General features: G+C 71.9%; 18 protein-coding genes and 1 riboswitch. Of the genes, 1 reads left to right on the forward strand and 17 read right to left on the reverse strand.

From position 1 onward, the window contains the following. Positions 1-35 precede the first annotated feature (35 nt). Complete coding sequence (locus tag ACIQCS_RS10415) at positions 36-1,187, reverse strand: serine hydrolase domain-containing protein (protein ID WP_345849946.1); 1,152 nt, start codon at positions 1,185-1,187, stop codon at positions 36-38. Between the two features lie 48 nt (positions 1,188-1,235). On the opposite strand from ACIQCS_RS10415, the gene ACIQCS_RS10420 reads away from it, so the two are divergent. Beyond that, positions 1,236-2,624 carry a LytTR family DNA-binding domain-containing protein gene (locus tag ACIQCS_RS10420; protein WP_345849947.1) on the forward strand — a complete coding sequence of 463 codons (1,389 nt, stop codon included), beginning with the start codon at positions 1,236-1,238 and terminating at the stop codon, positions 2,622-2,624. Here the strand turns inward: ACIQCS_RS10420 and ACIQCS_RS10425 are convergent. The 16 genes from ACIQCS_RS10425 to cobO form a co-directional block, all read right to left on the reverse strand. Continuing rightward, positions 2,618-3,586 (reverse strand): hypothetical protein, encoded by a 969-nt coding sequence (locus ACIQCS_RS10425; protein WP_345849948.1) that lies wholly within the window; start codon positions 3,584-3,586, stop codon positions 2,618-2,620. The two genes, ACIQCS_RS10420 and ACIQCS_RS10425, sit on opposite strands and share 7 nt — an antisense overlap. Positions 3,587-3,653: 67 nt before the next feature. After that, the gene (gene cobU, locus ACIQCS_RS10430) at positions 3,654-4,160 is read right to left on the reverse strand and encodes a bifunctional adenosylcobinamide kinase/adenosylcobinamide-phosphate guanylyltransferase (RefSeq protein ID WP_345849949.1); all 507 of its coding nucleotides are present in this window, start codon (positions 4,158-4,160) and stop codon (positions 3,654-3,656) included. Then, complete coding sequence (locus ACIQCS_RS10435) at positions 4,157-5,614, reverse strand: cobyric acid synthase (protein ID WP_345849950.1); 1,458 nt, start codon at positions 5,612-5,614, stop codon at positions 4,157-4,159. The genes cobU and ACIQCS_RS10435 overlap by 4 nt, the downstream gene beginning before the upstream one ends. After that, on the reverse strand, positions 5,602-6,540 hold the full coding sequence (gene cbiB / locus ACIQCS_RS10440) for an adenosylcobinamide-phosphate synthase CbiB (protein WP_345849951.1): 939 nt from the start codon (positions 6,538-6,540) through the stop codon (positions 5,602-5,604). Before cbiB ends, ACIQCS_RS10435 begins: the two co-directional genes overlap by 13 nt. After that, the gene (locus ACIQCS_RS10445; protein ID WP_345849952.1) at positions 6,533-7,498 is read right to left on the reverse strand and encodes an aminotransferase class I/II-fold pyridoxal phosphate-dependent enzyme; all 966 of its coding nucleotides are present in this window, start codon (positions 7,496-7,498) and stop codon (positions 6,533-6,535) included. Before ACIQCS_RS10445 ends, cbiB begins: the two co-directional genes overlap by 8 nt. Beyond that, the gene (locus ACIQCS_RS10450; protein ID WP_345849953.1) at positions 7,495-8,214 is read right to left on the reverse strand and encodes an adenosylcobinamide-GDP ribazoletransferase; all 720 of its coding nucleotides are present in this window, start codon (positions 8,212-8,214) and stop codon (positions 7,495-7,497) included. The genes ACIQCS_RS10445 and ACIQCS_RS10450 overlap by 4 nt, the downstream gene beginning before the upstream one ends. Beyond that, the gene (locus tag ACIQCS_RS10455) at positions 8,211-8,765 is read right to left on the reverse strand and encodes a histidine phosphatase family protein (protein WP_345849954.1); all 555 of its coding nucleotides are present in this window, start codon (positions 8,763-8,765) and stop codon (positions 8,211-8,213) included. Before ACIQCS_RS10455 ends, ACIQCS_RS10450 begins: the two co-directional genes overlap by 4 nt. Next, entirely contained in the window at positions 8,762-9,775 is a 1,014-nt protein-coding gene (gene cobT / locus ACIQCS_RS10460) for a nicotinate-nucleotide--dimethylbenzimidazole phosphoribosyltransferase (protein WP_345849955.1), read from the reverse strand. Before cobT ends, ACIQCS_RS10455 begins: the two co-directional genes overlap by 4 nt. Then, a complete protein-coding gene (locus ACIQCS_RS10465; RefSeq protein WP_345849956.1) occupies positions 9,772-10,179 on the reverse strand; it encodes a DUF1636 domain-containing protein in 408 nt (135 codons plus the stop codon). The genes cobT and ACIQCS_RS10465 overlap by 4 nt, the downstream gene beginning before the upstream one ends. Further along, complete coding sequence (locus tag ACIQCS_RS10470; RefSeq protein ID WP_345849957.1) at positions 10,179-10,715, reverse strand: hypothetical protein; 537 nt, start codon at positions 10,713-10,715, stop codon at positions 10,179-10,181. Before ACIQCS_RS10470 ends, ACIQCS_RS10465 begins: the two co-directional genes overlap by 1 nt. Before the next feature lie 14 nt (positions 10,716-10,729). Next, entirely contained in the window at positions 10,730-12,685 is a 1,956-nt protein-coding gene (locus ACIQCS_RS10475) for a TonB-dependent receptor domain-containing protein (protein ID WP_345849958.1), read from the reverse strand. A gap of 143 nt (positions 12,686-12,828) precedes the next feature. Then, a riboswitch (cobalamin riboswitch) is annotated at positions 12,829-13,013 on the reverse strand. Further along, positions 13,012-13,704, reverse strand: coding sequence for a phytanoyl-CoA dioxygenase family protein (locus ACIQCS_RS10480; protein WP_345849959.1), 693 nt, complete (start codon positions 13,702-13,704; stop codon positions 13,012-13,014). (Overlaps the previous riboswitch by 2 nt.) Beyond that, positions 13,701-14,474, reverse strand: a complete 774-nt coding sequence (locus ACIQCS_RS10485) for an ABC transporter ATP-binding protein (protein WP_345849960.1) — start codon at positions 14,472-14,474, stop codon at positions 13,701-13,703. The genes ACIQCS_RS10480 and ACIQCS_RS10485 overlap by 4 nt, the downstream gene beginning before the upstream one ends. Then, a complete protein-coding gene (locus ACIQCS_RS10490) occupies positions 14,468-15,460 on the reverse strand; it encodes an iron ABC transporter permease (protein ID WP_345849961.1) in 993 nt (330 codons plus the stop codon). Before ACIQCS_RS10490 ends, ACIQCS_RS10485 begins: the two co-directional genes overlap by 7 nt. Then, a complete protein-coding gene (locus ACIQCS_RS10495; protein ID WP_345849962.1) occupies positions 15,457-16,314 on the reverse strand; it encodes an ABC transporter substrate-binding protein in 858 nt (285 codons plus the stop codon). Before ACIQCS_RS10495 ends, ACIQCS_RS10490 begins: the two co-directional genes overlap by 4 nt. Continuing rightward, positions 16,314-16,922, reverse strand: a complete 609-nt coding sequence (cobO, locus tag ACIQCS_RS10500; protein ID WP_345849963.1) for a cob(I)yrinic acid a,c-diamide adenosyltransferase — start codon at positions 16,920-16,922, stop codon at positions 16,314-16,316. Before cobO ends, ACIQCS_RS10495 begins: the two co-directional genes overlap by 1 nt. Between the last annotated feature and the right edge of the window lies 1 nt (position 16,923).

The raw sequence follows: 16,923 nt of genomic DNA on the forward strand, positions 1-16,923 counted from the left end.
GGGCGCCGTGCGCGCTCCGGGGGAAGGCGCGGACCCTAGCCGGCGTGGAGGCGGAGCGCCGCTTCGGCGATTTCGTCCATCGTCTTCTGCGAATAGCCGGTGTTGTTGAGCACCACGACCGTGCCGCCGCCGTCGAGCCGGTGGCCGAGCACCGAGCGATAGCCTGCGCGATTGCCGGTATCCCAGGCGCAGCGCACGTTCTTCCCCGCGATCGCCACCTCACGGACCCGGCCGCCGAGCGCATAGTGATCGGACGCCACTTCGATCGTGGTGAGCGCGCGGCGCGAGCCCGGCGTGAGGAAGGAAGTGCCATAGACCTGGTGGCCGAACCGCATCAGGTCGCGCCCCGTGCTCCAGAAGCCGGCGCTGGCCGCGAGATAGTCGGGTGTGGGGGAGGCCCAGACGGTGGGCGGATCGAGCGTGCGGTAGGAAATCGAATCGCCGAGCTGCTCCAGGCGGGTGGCGCCCAGGCGCAGCGGCGCGGTGACCAGCTTGCGGACGAGATCCGGGAACCGCGTGCCGGACACCGTCTCGAGGATCGCCAGCACGAGGATCCAGTTGGTCAGCACATAGTCGAAGCGCGTGCCGGGCGCGAACACGAGATCGCCCGAGGCGAAGAGGGAAACCGCCTCGCTGGTGGGCATGTCCTTGCCGAAGAGCTCGGGCCGGGCGCGAACCACGGCGCCGAACTGGTTGGGGATGCCGCTGCTGTTCGAGAGCAGGTGGCGCAGCGTCACCTGCGCGCCGCTGTCCTTGCGATAGGCGGGAAGATAGCGGGCGATCGGAGTGTCGAGCGCCAGTTGGCCGCGCTCGACGAGCCGCATCACCGCCACCGCCGTGATCCGCTTGGAGATCGAGGCAATGGCCATCGGCACGTCGAGATCGAACGGCAGCCGCGTCTCGACATTGGCGAACCCCTGGGCGCTGCTCGCGGTAGCAAGCCCTTTGCGGCCGAGCGCGACCAGGCCCCGGAAGCCTCGCGCGTCCGCCCAGTCGCGCACCAGCGCATCGAGCCCGGCCTGCGCACTGCCGTTCCCGAACGGCGCGGCGCGGGCGGCGACGGGCAGCAAGGCCATGCCTGCCATCAGCGTACGGCGATCGATATGCTCCACTCTCGATTCTCCCTTGGAGCCCTTGCGCGATCCCGGCGCGAGCGCCAGGAACACGCCATGGGGCGTTCGGTCCATTCCTGCGATCGGCCCGGCCGGATCGCCACCGCCAATCGGTGAACGTCCGTGGCGCTCGGTGAACGCGTTCCCGCAGCGCTGCGCGCGCCGCTCCTGCTGCTCGTCGGGTTGATCGCGCTCGCGATCGCGGCCTGGCCCCGGCACGTGCCGGCATCGCGGCCGGCGGCGGCGCCATGGTGGATCTGCCCCTCGAATGCGGCTTGCGGCTGGGGCGATCCGACGGGTTCGCCGCTCGCCGCGCCGGTGACGGTGATGCGACGGGTGGTGCGGATCGCGGATCCGCGGCGCGCGGCGGCGCTGGCCGTCGAGGTGACCGCGATGGCCAGCGCGGAGGTGCGGTGGAACGGCGCGGTGATCGGCGCCAACGGCCGGGTCGGGCCGGATCGCGCCCGCGAGGTGCCCGGCCGGTTCACCGCGAGCTTTCCGGTGCCCTGGGAGCGGCTGCGCGCGGGCGACAATCTGGTCGAGGTGCGGCTCTCCGCGCATCATCGCTGGGTGCCGGTCGGCCGGCCGGTGCACCGGCTCGCGATCGGCCCGCCCCAGGAGCCGCTGCGCGGCGTGCTGCGCACCTATCTGCCGACGCTGATCGCGCTCGGGCTGCTGGTCGCGGTCCTGGCGCTCCATCTGCTCGCGCGGACCGGCCGCACGGCCGCGCTGCTGGCCGGGGTCGTGCTGGTCCAAGCCGTGGCCGAGGCATCGAAGCTGATGCTGACCTATGCCTATCCCTGGCAGGTAACCCGGCTCTTCGTGGTCGCGCTGCTCGCGGGGATCGCTGCGCTGCTGCTGGCATGGATGGCGGGTGCGCTGGTGGAGCGGCGGCGGACGCGGATGGCGCTGCTGGGGATCACGGCGCTGGCGGTGGCGGCGGCGTGGTTGCCGCCGGCCTGGGACGCGAAGGCGCTATGGGCGCTGCGGGCCGGCGCGGGCGCCGCGCTGGTGGCGGCGGCCTGGGGGCAAGGGCGGATGCGCCTGGCGCTGGGCGGCTATGGCATGGCGCTGCTCTGGGCGTCGCTGGTGCCGGGGTTCCTCGATTCGGGCTATTATCTGCTGACCGCCGCCTTCCTCGCCGTCACCGCTTTCCCGAGGCGGGCGGCTGCGGCCGAGGCGCCGCCGCCACCCGCGCCCGCGCATGTGACGCTGCCGCACGGCACCGCGCAGCATCGTATCGCGAGCGGTGACCTGCTCCATGCCCAGGCCGAGGACGATTATTGCCGGGTCCACCTCGCCGACGGGCGCAGCCTGCTGGTCACTGTCAATCTCGGCGCGCTCGTGCGGATGGCGGCGCCGCACCTGATCCGGGTGCACCGCAGCCACGCCGTCAACGGCGCCAGGGTCGCGGTGCTGCACCGGGGTGGTCCGATCGAGCTGGTCGACGGAACCTCGATCCCGGTTGGCCGCACCTATCGCGCGGCGCTGGCGGCCTGGCGCGATCAGTAGATCGCCGGCGGGTCGCTGGCCGGGAAGGTTCCCTTCAGCGCTTCGTCCAGCTCGCGGTCGCGCCGTCGTGCCTGCGCGTCGATGGGCAGCCGGCCGGCCAGCCACAGGGCGAGGTTGCGCGCGTAGTTGCGGACCGAGGCCCGTGCCTCGGGCGAAGCGGCGAGGCCGTGGCCAGGCGCTTCGGATACGAAGCTGGGGCAGCCGCTGGCGGGGTCCCAGTTATAGTCGGCGAAATGGTGGAAGGTCGATTCCGCCCAGGCCGGGCCGCCCTGCTCCGAAGGCTCGAAGGCGATGGCGATGTTGAATCCGCGCCCGCTCGCCTTGCTGGTGCCCATCGCCACCACCCGCGCCGAGGGATCGTCCGCCGGCGCTCCCACCGCGCCCTCGTGCGGATGGGCGGGAAGGAAGCGAATGAGCCCGCCCGGCGCATCCGCGTCGCGCAGCACCGGATGGACGTCGCCCAGGATCGCGATCTCCTGGAAATCGCCGTTCGCGCCCGAATGGTAATTGGGCCAGCGGATGTCGCCGGTCTCGCGATCATCGTCGACCCGGCGGTCTTCCGCGGGATCGGGATTGTGGCTGTGGAAGAAATGCGCCGCGCCCACGCCGCTCAGCGAGCAGACCGAGCAGCCCAGGTCCATGTGATCGCGCGTCACCAGCAGCCCGCCCCCGCTCCGGCGGAAGCGGCCGATCGCCGCGCAATCCTCGGCGGCCAGCCCGTCGCCGGTATCGACCGCGAACAGCCAGAGCGCCGCATAGTCGGAGCGATCGAGCGTGGAGAGCACCGGATCGGGCGCGCCCGGGGCGGAGCGGTCGCGCGCGGTCACTTCGAAGACGGGAGCGCCATCTTCGCCGGTCAGCCCGGCCAGGTGATCGCGCAGCATCGAGAAGCGCGCGATGTTCCAATCGTCGGCGATCGGAGGAATGGTGGTCTGGAGCAGGATCTTGATCGGCGCGGACATGCTGCACTCCCGAACTGCGCCTTTCCGATATCACGGCGCCTCAGGCAGCTCCAACGCTCCGAAAGGGTTATTTGACGCGCATCGGCAGGCCGGCGACGACAAGCATCACTTCGTCGGCGACCGCCGCGACCGCCTGGTTGATCCGCCCCGCCGCATCGCGGAAGCGCCGCGCCAGCGCATTGTCGGGCACGATGCCGAGGCCGGTTTCGTTGGCAACGAGGATCAGCCGGCCGTCGAAGCGCGCGATCGCCGCGCAGAGCCCGTCGGTCGCCTGCTCCATGTCGGCATCGGCGAGCAGCAGGTTGCTGGCCCATAGGGTGAGGCAATCGACCAGCGCCACGGCCCCGGTGCCGCTCGCGGCATCGAGCGCCGCGGCAAGATCGCGCGGTGCGTCCACCGTCTCCCAGCGCGCGTCGCGATCGGCGCGGTGCCGGGCGATGCGCTCCGCCATTTCCGCGTCCCAGGCCTCGGCGGTGGCGATGAAGAGGTGGCGGCCGGGCAGCGCCTCGGCGCGTTGCTGGGCATAGCGGCTCTTGCCCGAGCGGGCGCCGCCGAGGACGAACAACCTGGTCATGGAGTGCCCCGGGCGAGCCTCAGCAATCCGTCGATATCGACATGGCGCTCGAGCGCGGCGGCGATCTCGTCGAGCGCGGCATCGACGTCCGCCACGTAATCGCGCCCCGATCCGGCCACGCCGATCCGGGCGAGCAGCGCGCTGCGTGCCGCGGGCGCGGCGAGCAGGCCGTGGAGATAGCTGCCCATCACCCGGCCGTCGCGGCTGATCGCGCCTTCAGGGCCGATCCCGTCGAGCAGCGCGAAGGGGCGCGCCATGTCCAGGCCGGTCGTCTCGCCCATGTGCATCTCATAGCCATGGACCGGCGCGCCGAGCGCGATGCCCGCCACCTGGCGCAGTACCTTCGCAGGAGCAAGGCTGGTTGCGACGTCGAGCAGGCCGAGCCCCTCGACTTGCCCCGCCGGCCCCTCGATCCCCAGCGGATCGGCGACGCTGCGCCCGAGCATCTGATAGCCGCCGCACAGCCCGAGCACGGCACCGCCGCGCCGGTGATGCGCGCGGATGTCGATGTCCCAGCCCTGGGCGCGCAGAAAGGCGAGATCGGCGATCGTCGCCTTGGAGCCCGGCAGCACGATCAGCGCGGCATCGCCCGGGATCGGCGTGCCGGGGGGCACCATCGCCAGCTCTACGCCCGGCTCGAGCTTCAGGGGATCGAGATCGTCGAAATTGGCGATGCGCGGCAGGATCGGGCAGGCGACCAGCCGGCGGCCCTCGCCACGCGGGGCGGCGCGATCGAGCACCACCGCGTCCTCGCTCGGCAGGCGGACGGTGGCGGGCAGCCAGGGCACCACCCCAAAGCCGGGCCAGCCGGACCGCGCTTCGATCGCGCGATAGCCATCCTCGAACAGCGCCGGATCGCCGCGGAACTTGTTGATCAGGAAGCCGCGGATCATCGCGGCGTCCTCTGGATCGATCACCGCGCGGGTGCCGACGATCGCGGCGATCACGCCGCCCCGGTCGATATCGCCGACCAGCACCACGGGGACCCCGGCGGCGCGGGCGAAGCCCATGTTCGCGATGTCGCCGGCGCGCAGGTTGATCTCGGCCGGCGATCCGGCGCCCTCGACCACCACCAAGTCGCACTCCGCGCGGAGCCGGTGGTAGCTCGCCAGCACCTCGGCGATCAGGCTGCCGCGCGCCTCGCGGAAATTGCCCGAACCGAGCGTGCCGCGCACCCGGCCCTGCACGATCAGCTGGGAGGTGCGATCGGCCTGGGGCTTGAGCAGCACCGGGTTCATGTCGCTGTGCGGCGCCGTCCGGCAGGCGATCGCCTGCAACGCCTGGGCGCGGCCGATCTCGCCGCCGTCCGCCGTCACCGCGGCGTTGTTCGACATGTTCTGGGGCTTGAACGGGCGCACCGCGAGCCCGCGATTGGCGAAGGCGCGGCAGAGCCCGGCGACCAGCACCGACTTGCCGACGTCCGAGCCGGTGCCCTGCAGCATCAGCGCGCCCATGCCAGGCCTCCCGCGACGAGCCAGAGCAGCAGGCAGGCCCGCGCATAGACGCGCAGTGCGCGGCGGATGTCCTCGCCGTCCGCGTCGCTGTTGCCGTCGCCGATCCAGGGCTTGTCGTGCATCACCCCGTCATAGGCGATCGGGCCGGCAAGGCGCAGCCCCAGCGCGCCGGCCATCGCCGCCTCGGGCCAGCCGGCATTTGGGGAGGCATGGTTGCCGGCGTCGCGCCACAATATCCGCCAGCCGCCAGGGCCGGCGAGGCAGAGCAGCAGGCCGGAAAGCCGGGCGGGAACCAGGTTGGCCAGGTCGTCGGTGCGCGCCGCCGCCCAGCCGAACGCCCGCCAGCGTGCCTCGCGATGGCCGATCATCGAGTCCGCGGTGTTGATCGCCTTATAGGCCCACACCCCGGGCAGGCCGAGCAGGAGCAGCCAGAAGGCGGGCGCGACCACGCCGTCGCAGAAGCTTTCGGCCAGGCTCTCGATCGCGGCGCGCGATACGCCGGCCTCGTCGAGCATCGCGGTGTCGCGGCCGACGATCCTGCTCACGGCTTCGCGCGCCGCGGGCAGCTCGCCCTGGGCCAGTGCCTGGGCGACGGGGCGGACATGGTCGAACAGGCTGCGCTGGGCGAGCGCCGGCCACGCGAGCGCTGCAACGGCGAGCCAGCCCCAGGGGCCGAGATGCGCGAGCAGCTGGCGCTGGACGATCCAGCCCGCGCCACCGGCAAGCGTGACGAGCAGTGCCAGGGTGAGAAGGCCCAGCATGCGCCGGGTGCCGAAGCTGCGCTCGGGCCGGTTCCACCGCGCTTCGCACCGGGCGATGATCCGCGCGAACAGGCCGACGGGATGGCCGATCCGGCGATAGAGCGCATCCGGCCAGCCGAGAGCGGCGTCGAGCACCAGCGCGGCGAGCGCGATCGGCTCAGCCATCGGCCAGCGCCGCCGCGAGCCGGGCGAGGCCGGCCTCGCCGGGCGGCAGGCCGATGCGCAGCCAGCGCGGGCGATCGGCGAAAGGGCGAGTGAGGATCGCGCGGCGTGCCAGCTGCGCGAACAGGGCCATGCCGTCCGTCACTTCGATCAGGCGGAAGAGCGGGCAGGCGCCGGCCGAGGAGTGGCCTGCTTCGCGCAGCACCGCGTCGAGCGCAGCGGCCCGGGCGGGGAGCTGCACGCGCATCGCCTCGATCCAGCCACGGTCGCGATAGGCGGCCGTGCCGATGGCGATCGCGGCGGCGGAGACCGGCCAGGCGCCGAGCGCGGCGCGGATCGCGTCGAGCAGCGGCGCGGGCCCGAGCACGAAGCCCAGCCGCACGCCGGCCAGGCCGAAGAACTTGCCGAAGGAACGAAAGATCACCAGCCGGCACGCATCGCCGATCCGGCCGGCCAGGCTTGGCGCCGGATCGACATCGGCAAAGGCCTCGTCCAGCAGCAGCCATGCGCCGCCGGCGCGCCGGTCGAGCAGTTCCTCCAGGCGCGCTGGGGGCAGGACGCGCCCGTCGGGATTGTTGGGATTGGCGAGGATCAGCGTGCCGTCATGCGCGCCGTCGAGATCGGTCGGCGCGGCGTTCGCGATCATCTCGCCATGGGTGCGATAGCCGGGGGCGGCGAACTGCGCCGCGCCGCCGAGCAGGCCGCCGATCAGCCGCAGCCCGATCTCGGTGCCCGGCACGGCGCAGACATGGCGCGGATCGATGCCGAAATACGCGGCGGCCGCAGTTTCGAGCTCGGCGAGTTCGTGGCGCTCGGGCAGGCGCCGCCAGTCGATCGCGAGGGCGTCGGCGCCGGGCCAGGGCTGGGGATTGATGCCGGTCGACAGGTCGAGCCAGTCGTCTCCGCCGAAATGCCGCCGCGCGGCTTCGATCCCGCCGCCATGCCAGGTCCAGCTGCTCATGCGAGCCGGACCAGGAGCAGCGCCGCGAGCAGCAGCCCGGTCTCGGTCCCTTCGATCCCGCCGCCATGGCCGTCGCCCGAGATGCCGCCGAGCTTGCGCCACAGCCAGGCGGCCCAGCCGAACAGCAGCAGCGGCGTGGCGAGCAGGCTGGGCGAGAACCAGGCGGCGGCGAGCAGCGCCAGCGTCCAGATCGCCAGGTCGAGCGGGCGCACCGCATCGCGGAACCGCGCGGCGAGGCCGGCATGGAGGTCGGGCAGCCAGTGCGTCCAGAAGAGCGGGCCGATGCGCGCGGCGAAGGGGATCAGGGCGATGGCGGCATAGGCGTTGGCGGCGACCAGCGCGTGCAGCAGCAGCAGCTTGGCGAGCAGCTGCAGCCCGATCGCCACTGCGCCGAAGCTGCCGATATGCGGATCGGCGAGCACCGCGAGGATGCGCTCGCGATCCTTGTGCGCGGCCCCGCAGGCATCGGCGACATCGCCCAGCCCGTCGAGATGCAGCGCGCCGGTGACCGCTACCCAGAGCACCAGCCCGGCGAGCGCCGCCGTCCAGGGATCGATCTCCGCCCCGGCCCGGCATCCGGCCGCGACGATCGCGCCCAGGATCAGCCCCACTGCCGGAAACCAGCGGATCGCGGCGGCGAACTCCGCGCCACTCACCGTGATTCGCGGCGTCGGCAGCCGCGTCAGGAACTGGATCGCGACGATCAGCCCCTTCATGGATAGATCCCGACGATCTGGGCGCTCGGCCGCGCGCCCGGCCAAACCCGCAGCGAGACGAGCACGCCATAGGGCAGGTCGAACGCCCAGAGCCGGGCCTGCTCGAAGCCGCACAGCACATGCAGCGCGGCTCGGATCGCGCCGCCATGAGTGACGACCAGGGTGGGCGCCGGGGCCAGCGCATCGATCGCCGCGGCGATGCGGGCGACCAGCGCCGACCAGCGCTCGCCGTCCGGCGGCGGATTGGCGTCCGGGTCCGCCCAGAAGCGGGCGAGCGCGTCGGGATCGATCTGGTCGGGCGCCAGCCCGTCCCATGCGCCGAAATCCAGCTCGCGCCAGCGCGGGTCGACGATCGGCGTCCCGATCGCCTCGGCGGCCGCGCGGGCGCGGTGCAGGTCCGAAGTCACGATATGCACGGCGCCCAGGTCCGCCGCCTGCGCCGCGCATGCCGCGATGCCGGCGGCCGTCGGCGCGCAATCGGTGTGCCCCATCAGCCGCCCGGGCAGGACGGGCGCGCCGTGGCGCAGCAGATGGAGCGCGAAGCCGGTCACAGCGATCCGGATATCCGGGCCTCGGCGAAGGTCGCCATCTGGTCGTGCGCGGCCAGCGCGGCGCGGATGACGCTTACCGCCACCGCCGCGCCGCTGCCTTCGCCCAGCCGCATGCCGAGCGCCAGCAGCGGCTCCAGCCCGAGCCGGGCGAGCAGGCGGGCATGGCCGGGCTCGGCCGAGACATGGCCGGCGATGCAGTGCGCGACGATCGCCGGGTTGTCGGCGGCGAGCGGGGCGATCGCCGCGCTGCCGATGAACCCGTCGAGCACCACCGGAATGCCCAGCTGGCGCGCGCGCAGCACGGCTCCGGCGATCGCGACGATCTCGCGTCCCCCGACCCGGCGCAGCGTCTCGAACGCATCGGCGGGCGCATCGGCATGGCAGGCGCGGGCGCGCTCGACCACTGCGGCCTTGCGCGCGATCCCTTCCGCATCCACGCCGGTGCCCGGGCCGATCCAGTCCGCCGCCGTGCCGCCGAAGCTGCGCAGGCAGAGCGCGGCGGCGGCGGTCGAGTTGCCGATGCCCATCTCGCCGATGGTGAGCAGGTCGAGATCCCCGGTCACTGCCGCGGCGCCGGCAGCGAGCGCGGCGAGGCATTCGGCCTCGGTCATCGCGGGGGCGGTGGTGAAGTCGGCGGTGGGCCTGTCGAGATCGAGCGCGGTCACGTGCAGCTCCAGCCCGGCCGCGCCCGACAGCGCGTTGATCGCCGCGCCGCCGGCCTCGAAATTGGCGACCATCTGTGCCGTCACGCTTGCCGGGAAGGCGCTGACGCCGTGGACGGTCACGCCGTGATTGCCGGCGAAGATCGCGGCGCGGGCGCGCGCGATCCTGGGCCTTGCGGTGCCCTGCCACCCGGCGAGGAAGATCGCGATGTCCTCAAGCCGGCCGAGCGAGCCGGCCGGCTTGGTCAGCTCGGCCTGGCGGGCGCGGGCGGCGGCGATGGCGCCCTGGTCGGGGCCGCGGAGACCGGCGAGCGCGGCACGGAAATCGGCAGGCGAGGCAAAGGTCATTCGGCGACGAATCCAGCGGGTGGGGTGCGGGTGATGAAATGGCCCTTAATACCCTCGGGCCAGGCGGAGTAGGGCACGCGGCCATGCTCGCTCGCCGCATGGTGCACGGCATAGTCGAGAATGGCGCGCGCGCTCTCCTCGTCCGGCGTGAACCGGCCGAGGACATAGCCGACCTTGCCCGGCGCGCGCAGATGCACGGTGCAGAAATCGGTGCAGGCAAACAGGCAGGGCATTTCCTGCACGGCGACGCCGGCATAGCGCGGGTCGCTCGCCTGCACCGCCTGCAGGGCGGCGACCAGCCGGGCGCCGCCGCGCACGCCATCGCCATCCTCGCGCGTATCCGCGGAATGGCGACAGGTGTTGCAGGCGACGACCGCCGGGCCGTCCGCGACGCGCTTCAGCATCAGGCGGCGGCGCGCTGCTGGCGCGGCGCGGGCATGCCGAGCGCGCGCAGCAGGCGGTAGAAGGCGTAGAGCCCGATCAGGATCGCGCCGTTGCGCAGGAACTGGTCGAGCGAATAGCCCGGATGGAGCGTGATCGCCACGCCGCCCAGCACCGCCGCCCAGCACAGGGTCACCAGCTTGCCCGCCACGAACGCAGCGACATAGGCGATGGCGAGCCGGGCCGGGATCGATTCCGCCCGCAGCCGGGCGAGCGCCGCATAGGCGCCGATCGCCGATCCCGCCGCCGCGGTGCCGAGCCCCAGGCCCCAGAGCAGCGTCTTCGGGTCGTGCGGATAGTGGAGGAACAGGAAGCCCACCGCCTGGTTGGCGCCCCAGGCGGCGAGCGCCAGCGCGATCCCGTCGCGCCGGCGCAGGTGCACCGCCGCCAGCGCGGCGAGCGCCGCGACCGGGGCCGTGCAGGCAAGGGCGAAGCTCGTTGCCATGCTCGCGAGCGTGAGGAGCATGATCCAGAGCGTGGAAGCGCGTGCCTGCGTCATAGTGCCTTCTCCCATCAGAAGCGCCCGCGAATGCCGGCATAGATGCTGCGGCCCAGCGTGCCGTAGCGATAGGCAGTCATGTAGGTCTCGTCGAACAGGTTCTCGGCGCGGGCGAACACGCTGAGATTGTCGCCGGCCTTCAGCTCGGCGCGCAGGTCGACCAGGGTATAGCCGTCGAGCCGGGTGGTGTTGGCCGCATTGTCGAAGCTGTGCCCCGACCAGCGCACCGCGGCACCGGTGGTGAGACCGAAGGGGAAGGCGTAGCTGATCGAGCCGTTGGCGCTGTTCTGCGGGCGGCGCGGCAGCCATTTGCCGAAATTCGCGGTGCCCGGCGAGCGGTCCTCGGCGACGATCCAGCTGTAATTGCCGTCGAGCGTGAAGCTGCCCAGGCGGAGCGCGCCCGCAGCCTCGATACCGTGCGCCTGCGCGCGCGCGACGTTCGAATAATAGCCCGAACGGCGGGTGGTGGTGCCCGGCACGAAGCAGAGCGGCACGGTCGAGGTGGGAGTGCAGCCGTTGAAGAGGATCTGGCTGGTGGTGATGCGCTCGAACCAGGTCGCGCCGAAAGTCAGCTTGCGGCCGAACAGCTGCTGCTCGACGCCGGCTTCCCAGCCATTGGCCCGCTCGGGATCGAGCGCGGTGTTCCCATATTCGCTGAACTGCTGGTAGAGCGTCGGAGCCTTGAAGCCCTCGCCATAGCTGGCGCGCAGGATCGTGCCGGTCGACAGGCGCCACACGCCGCCCGCCGCGAACAGGGTCTGGCCGCCGAAGCGGTTGTGATCGTCATAGCGGATGCCGCCGTTGAGCGTGAGGCCGTCGATCGGCTCGACGCTCAGCTGGGCATAGGCGCTGGTGATCTCGGCATTGCCGCGCGCGAATGCCGGGAGCGGCGTGGCGAGTGCGGCCGCGGGCGAGCGGCTGCGGAACTTCGAATTCTCGTTCTCCAGCCCGAACACCGCCGAGATGCGCTTGGTGAAGGCGAAGCTGCCCTGATATTCCAGCCGCTGGTTGCGGCCGTTGGATTCGAAGCTGAGCGGGCGGGCGCGGGTGGGGCCATAGCTGTCGCGATCGGTGTCGGTATAGGCATAGGCGAAGCGGTTGCGCAGCCGCCCGTCCAGCAGGTCGAGATTCACGCCCGCATAGCCGACGAACTCCTCGTTCAGCGAATAGTCGCTGCTGTCGCCGGTGGTCGCGTCGATCTCGGTATGGCCCCGCGAATAATAGCCGCGCACCTCGACGCTGAGGTTGCTCGCCAGCGCGAGCTCGGCGCGGCCGGTGGCGCTGCGATTGGTGTAGCCGTCGGTCTCCTTGCCGCCGAACGCCGGCGCGATCGCGGAGATGCCGGCAGTGGTGAAGCTCTGGCCGCCAAGGCGCCAGCGCAAGGGGCCGGTGCGGCCGCCGATCGCGGCGCGGGCGCTTACCGTCTCGCGCGAGCCGGCCTCGATGTCGAAGCTGCCTTCCAGCGCCTTCTCCGGCGCGGCGGTGACGATGTTGACCACGCCGCCGATCGCCTGGCTGCCCCACAGGATCGACTGGGGCCCGCGCAGCACCTCGATGCGCGCCGCGTCGCCGACCAGCAGATTGGCGAAATTATAGCCGCCGCCGGTGGCCGCGGGATCGTTGAGCTTCACTCCGTCGATCACCACCACGGTCTGGTCGGCTTCGGCGCCGCGGATGCGCAGCGACGTGGAGGTGCCATAGCCGCCGTTGCGCGAGACGCTGATGCCGGGCGTGCGCAGCAACAGCTCGGTCGCGCCGATATCCTGGCTGCGGTCGATCGCCGCCTTGTCGAGCACGGTGATCGAAGCGGGGACCTGATCGATGTTCACCGGCGCGCGCGTGGCGGTGACGGTGATCTGGTCGCTGTCCTCGGCCACTGCCGCGTCGGGCGCGGGCGCCTGCTGGGCGAAGGCCGCGGGCGCGGCGGCCAGGGCGAGGAGCGAGGCGGAGAAACGGAGAACGGACTTCATTGCGTGCAACCCATAACGACGCCGCACGCGCACAGGGCCGATGCCGATGCCCTGTGGGGCGAGCGACATCGGCCGCGCACGCACGCGGCCAAGCCTGTCGTCGCTCGGGTTCACCCCCGTCCGCCCGGCACACCCTGTCCGCACGAAAGACGACCGCGACGGGCAGGTCTCCTGGCTCGCGGGTCGTTGCCGGTCCGGCCGCCTTCTCGGGTGCAACACCCAATGGCATCAGGCCGATGGCTCGCCGCTTACAGTTGCAGGGGCAGCCGGGATTGTCCCGTTCCCTTTTCATCCCCGTCTCCGGGGAACCTGTCGCGGCGCTGCCCTTAGGCGGCCTTCATCCAGACGACAAGCGCGAAGCGCGCCTTGTCCGCGGGGAGCGTGCGATGCGGGGTGAAGCGATCGAGGAACAGCACGGTGCCGGCCGGGCATTCCGGCTGGAGGCGCGGCATGCCGGCGATCGCTTCCTCGGTGATCCTGAGGCCGCCATCGGTCTCGCTGGCCAGCGGCGCCGGCTGGCGGCCGGGGATGATCTCCAGCCCGCCATTGCCGGGGCCGGTATCGCACAGCGGGATCCAGGCCGTGGTCCAGACCTGGCCGCAGGACGTGCCGTCGTCGCGGGCGACATCGCTGTGCCAGGCGTGGCGATGCTCGGGAAAGCTGGCGATGCTGGCGCGGACGCGGACGACCTTGCCGGCCAGGGCGCGCTCGCCGATCCGCTCGGCTTCGGCATGCAGGCGCGGATCGTTGGCGATCGCCTGGAGCCGGGGCCCGCGATGCGCGTCGGTGCAGATCGCGACGCGCAGCAGGTTCGCCTGGCTGCGGTCGTGCGCATAGATCCGGTCGAGCCGCTGCGTGAGCGGGGCATCGGGGCAGCTCTTGTCGAAGGGCAGGTACATGGCGCGCGAGAGCCGGTCGATATGCTCGGCGATGTCGGCCTGGGCGGCCTCCACCAGGGCGCGATCGAACAGCGGCAGCGCGACATGGCCCTGCGCGCGGTAGAAGGCGGTGTCGCTCACCGGCTGCGGCCCAGCGTAGTGATCGTCGGCCAGTCGCCGCCCAGCTCGACGCGCGCATCGATGCCATAGACGGCCTTGAGATTGGCCGGAGTGAGCACCTCGGCGGGGGCGCCGTCGGCGACCACGGCGCCCCGGTCGATCAGCACCAGCCGGTCGCAATAGCGCGCGGCCATGGTGAGGTCGTGCAGCACCGCGATCACCAGGCCGCCGGCGCGGGCCTCGGCATGGAGCAGCGCCATCACGTCGATCTGGTGGCCGGGGTCGAGGCTGGCGAGCGGCTCGTCGGCGATCAGCGCGGGAGCCTCCACCGCCAGCGCGCGGGCGAGCAGGACGCGGGCGCGCTCGCCGCCGGACAGTTCGGTGGCGACGCGGTCGCGCAGGACCGCGACATCGGCGCGCGCCATCGCCCGTTCGATCGCGGCGGTATCGGCTGCGCCGATCTGCGACATCGGGGCGAGATGCGGCAGCCGGCCCAGCTCGACCAGCCGCTCCACGGTGAGCGGCCAGTGCAGCGTCTGGCCCTGGGGCAAATAGGCGACGCGCCGGGCGAGCGCGGCGCGCGGCATCGTCGCCACCTCCGCGCCGTCGACCAGGATGCGGCCCGTATGCGGCACCAGCGCCAGCATCGCGCGGGCGAGCGTCGACTTGCCCGCACCGTTCGGACCGACGATGCCGGTCAGCGTTCCGGGCGCGAATCGGGTGCTGGCATTTTGCACCACGATACGTTTCCCGAGCGCGACGGCGACATTCTCGAGGCTTATGCTCACCATAGCCGGCGCTCCCGCATCAGGTGGATCAGGAAGACCGGCACGCCGAGAAAGGCCGTGACGACGCCGAGCTTCAGTTCGTTCCGCGTGTCGATCAGCCGCACCGCGAGATCGGCCAAGGTCAGCAGCGCCGCGCCGCCGATCGCCGAGGGGATCAGGATCGCCGAGGGGCTGCGATCGGTGAGCGGACGGATCAGGTGCGGCACGATCAGGCCGACAAAGCCGATCGCGCCCGACACGGCCACCGCGCCGCCCACGCCGATCGCGGTGCCGAGCAGCAGCCGGATGCGGGTGCGCCGCAAATCGACGCCGAGCGCCTGCGCGCCGTCCTCGCCCAGGGTCAGCGCATCGAGCGAGCGCCCGTCCCACAGCAGCAGCGCCGCGCCGATCGCGATGCAGGGATAGGCGATCCAGACATGCGCGAAGGAGCGGTTCTCCAGGCTGCCGAGCAGCCAGGTCATGATCTCCATCGCCGCGAAGGGATTGGGCGAGAGGTTGAGCGCGAGGCTGACTCCGGCCGTGGCCAAAGTGGCGATCGCGATGCCGGCAAGGATCAGGGTGAGCGGACTCTCCGAGCGCCCGGCCAGCGCCGACAGGCCGGCCAGCGAGAGCAGGGCGCCCAGCACCGCCAGCGCCGGCAGCACCACCGGATGCAGCTCGGCCAGCCCGAAATAGAGCGCGGCGACCGCGCCGAGCGACGCGGCATTGGAAGTGCCCAGCACCGATGGCTCGGCGAGCGGGTTGCGCAGATAGCCCTGCAGCGCGGCACCGGCCAGGCCGAGCATCGCGCCCACGCCCAGGCCCAGCAGCATGCGCGGCAGGCGCAGCTCGAGCAGGATGGTGGTGGCGATCCGGTCGCCATGGCCGGCAAAGGCGGCGAACATCCGGGCGAGCGACAGATGGACCGGCCCGAACAGGAGCGATCCGATCGCGGCGGCCAGCGTCAGGGCCAGCAGCCCGGCGATCAACAAGGGGCGGGAGAGTGTCATCGGGCTCGGGTCCGATCCTGAAAACGGGCCAGCTGCCGCGCCATTCCCCGCGCGGCATCGACATAGGCGGGGCTGCCGCAGACCGTCCAGGCCTGAGGGATGCTGATCCGGGGGATGCCCGCCAGCGCCGGGTGGTGGAGCATCTCGGTGCCCTGGTCGGCGACCTTGTCGGTCGCGCTCTCGACGATCAGGTAATCGGGCCGGGCCGCCACCATCTCCTCGATGCTCAGCTGCGAGAGCGGCGGCTTGCCGAGCTTCGCGGCCAGGTTCACCAGCCCCATGCGCCGCATCAGATCGTCGATCAGCGTGCCGGTGCCGGTCATGAAGCCGCGGCGCTGGTAATAGGCCGCGACCCTGCCGCCGCCCGGCCGGCCGATCCCGGCGAGCTGCGCCGCCATGCGCGCGACCAGCGCCTCGCCGCGCTCGGGATGGCCGACCGCCATCGCGGTCTGGCGGATCGAGGCGTAGATCTCGTCGACCGTGTTGGCGGTTTCGAGATCGAGCAGATTGTATTGATGCCCCTTCAGCGCGCGCATCGGCGCGCTGCGGCTGGCGGGCATGCCGATGATCAGGTCGGGATCGATCGCGAGGATCTGCTCGGCCGAATTCTTCAGCACCGGCAGCCCGCGCGCCTTCGCCGCCTCGCCCGACATCTCGGCATCGGTGGCGTTGCGAGTGACCCCCGCGATCTGGCCGCGATCGGCGAGCGCCAGAACGAGCTGGTCGGCGCACAGGTTGATCGAGACGATCCGCTTCGGCTTGCCCGCGGGCGGGGCCGATGCCGGGGCGCCGGCCCATAGCGCCGCGCCGCCCAGGGCGAGCAGCGGCAGGGCCAGGAGCTTGGCCGATGCCATCAGAACTCGATCCCCGCCTGCGCCTTGACGTTCTGCTCGCGGAAGGGGTGCTTCACCTGGGCCATCTCGGTGACGAGGTCGGCGGCGTCGATCAGCGCCTGGGGCGCGTTGCGGCCGGTGACGATCACGTGCTTCATCGCCGGCTTGGCGGCCAGCGCCGCGAGCACTTCGTCGGTCGGCAGATAGTCGTAGCGCAGCACGATGTTGAGCTCGTCGGCGATCACCATCGCATAGTCCGGATCGGCGATCATCCGCTTCACTTCTTCCCAGGCTTCGCGCGCGACGGCGATGTCGCGCGCGCGGTCCTGCGTGTCCCAGGTGAAGCCCTCGCCCATCGGCTTGAACTCGATCAGCTCGGGGAAGCGGTCGAACACCGCCTTCTCGCCGGTGGCCATCGCGCCCTTCACGAACTGGACCATGCCCACCTTCATGCCGTGCCCGATCGCGCGCACCGCCATGCCGAGCGCGGCGGAGGTCTTGCCCTTGCCCGGCCCGGTATGGACGATGACCAGGCCCTTCTCCACCGTCTTGGTGGCGATCTTCTTGGCCTGGGCGGCCTGGACCTTCTTCATCTTCGCATTGTGTTCTTCGTCGGTACGCTGCTTCACG

The organism is Sphingomonas sp. NPDC092440 (genome assembly GCF_044754985.1).
GTDB lineage: Bacteria > Pseudomonadota > Alphaproteobacteria > Sphingomonadales > Sphingomonadaceae > Sphingomonas.

Excerpts from the sequence above, each read along its gene's own strand:
- ACIQCS_RS10415 (WP_345849946.1), bottom strand. The coding sequence starts at position 1,187 with ATGGACCGAACGCCCCATGGCGTGTTCCTGGCGCTCGCGCCGGGATCG.
- ACIQCS_RS10425 (WP_345849948.1), bottom strand. The coding sequence starts at position 3,586 with ATGTCCGCGCCGATCAAGATCCTGCTCCAGACCACCATTCCTCCGATC.
- cobU (WP_345849949.1), bottom strand. The coding sequence starts at position 4,160 with ATGACCAGGTTGTTCGTCCTCGGCGGCGCCCGCTCGGGCAAGAGCCGC.
- ACIQCS_RS10435 (WP_345849950.1), bottom strand. The coding sequence starts at position 5,614 with ATGGGCGCGCTGATGCTGCAGGGCACCGGCTCGGACGTCGGCAAGTCG.
- cbiB (WP_345849951.1), bottom strand. The coding sequence starts at position 6,540 with ATGGCTGAGCCGATCGCGCTCGCCGCGCTGGTGCTCGACGCCGCTCTC.
- ACIQCS_RS10445 (WP_345849952.1), bottom strand. The coding sequence starts at position 7,498 with ATGAGCAGCTGGACCTGGCATGGCGGCGGGATCGAAGCCGCGCGGCGG.
- ACIQCS_RS10450 (WP_345849953.1), bottom strand. The coding sequence starts at position 8,214 with ATGAAGGGGCTGATCGTCGCGATCCAGTTCCTGACGCGGCTGCCGACG.
- cobT (WP_345849955.1), bottom strand. The coding sequence starts at position 9,775 with ATGACCTTTGCCTCGCCTGCCGATTTCCGTGCCGCGCTCGCCGGTCTC.
- ACIQCS_RS10465 (WP_345849956.1), bottom strand. The coding sequence starts at position 10,179 with ATGCTGAAGCGCGTCGCGGACGGCCCGGCGGTCGTCGCCTGCAACACC.
- ACIQCS_RS10470 (WP_345849957.1), bottom strand. The coding sequence starts at position 10,715 with ATGACGCAGGCACGCGCTTCCACGCTCTGGATCATGCTCCTCACGCTC.
- ACIQCS_RS10475 (WP_345849958.1), bottom strand. The coding sequence starts at position 12,685 with ATGAAGTCCGTTCTCCGTTTCTCCGCCTCGCTCCTCGCCCTGGCCGCC.
- ACIQCS_RS10485 (WP_345849960.1), bottom strand. The coding sequence starts at position 14,474 with ATGGTGAGCATAAGCCTCGAGAATGTCGCCGTCGCGCTCGGGAAACGT.
- ACIQCS_RS10490 (WP_345849961.1), bottom strand. The coding sequence starts at position 15,460 with ATGACACTCTCCCGCCCCTTGTTGATCGCCGGGCTGCTGGCCCTGACG.
- ACIQCS_RS10495 (WP_345849962.1), bottom strand. The coding sequence starts at position 16,314 with ATGGCATCGGCCAAGCTCCTGGCCCTGCCGCTGCTCGCCCTGGGCGGC.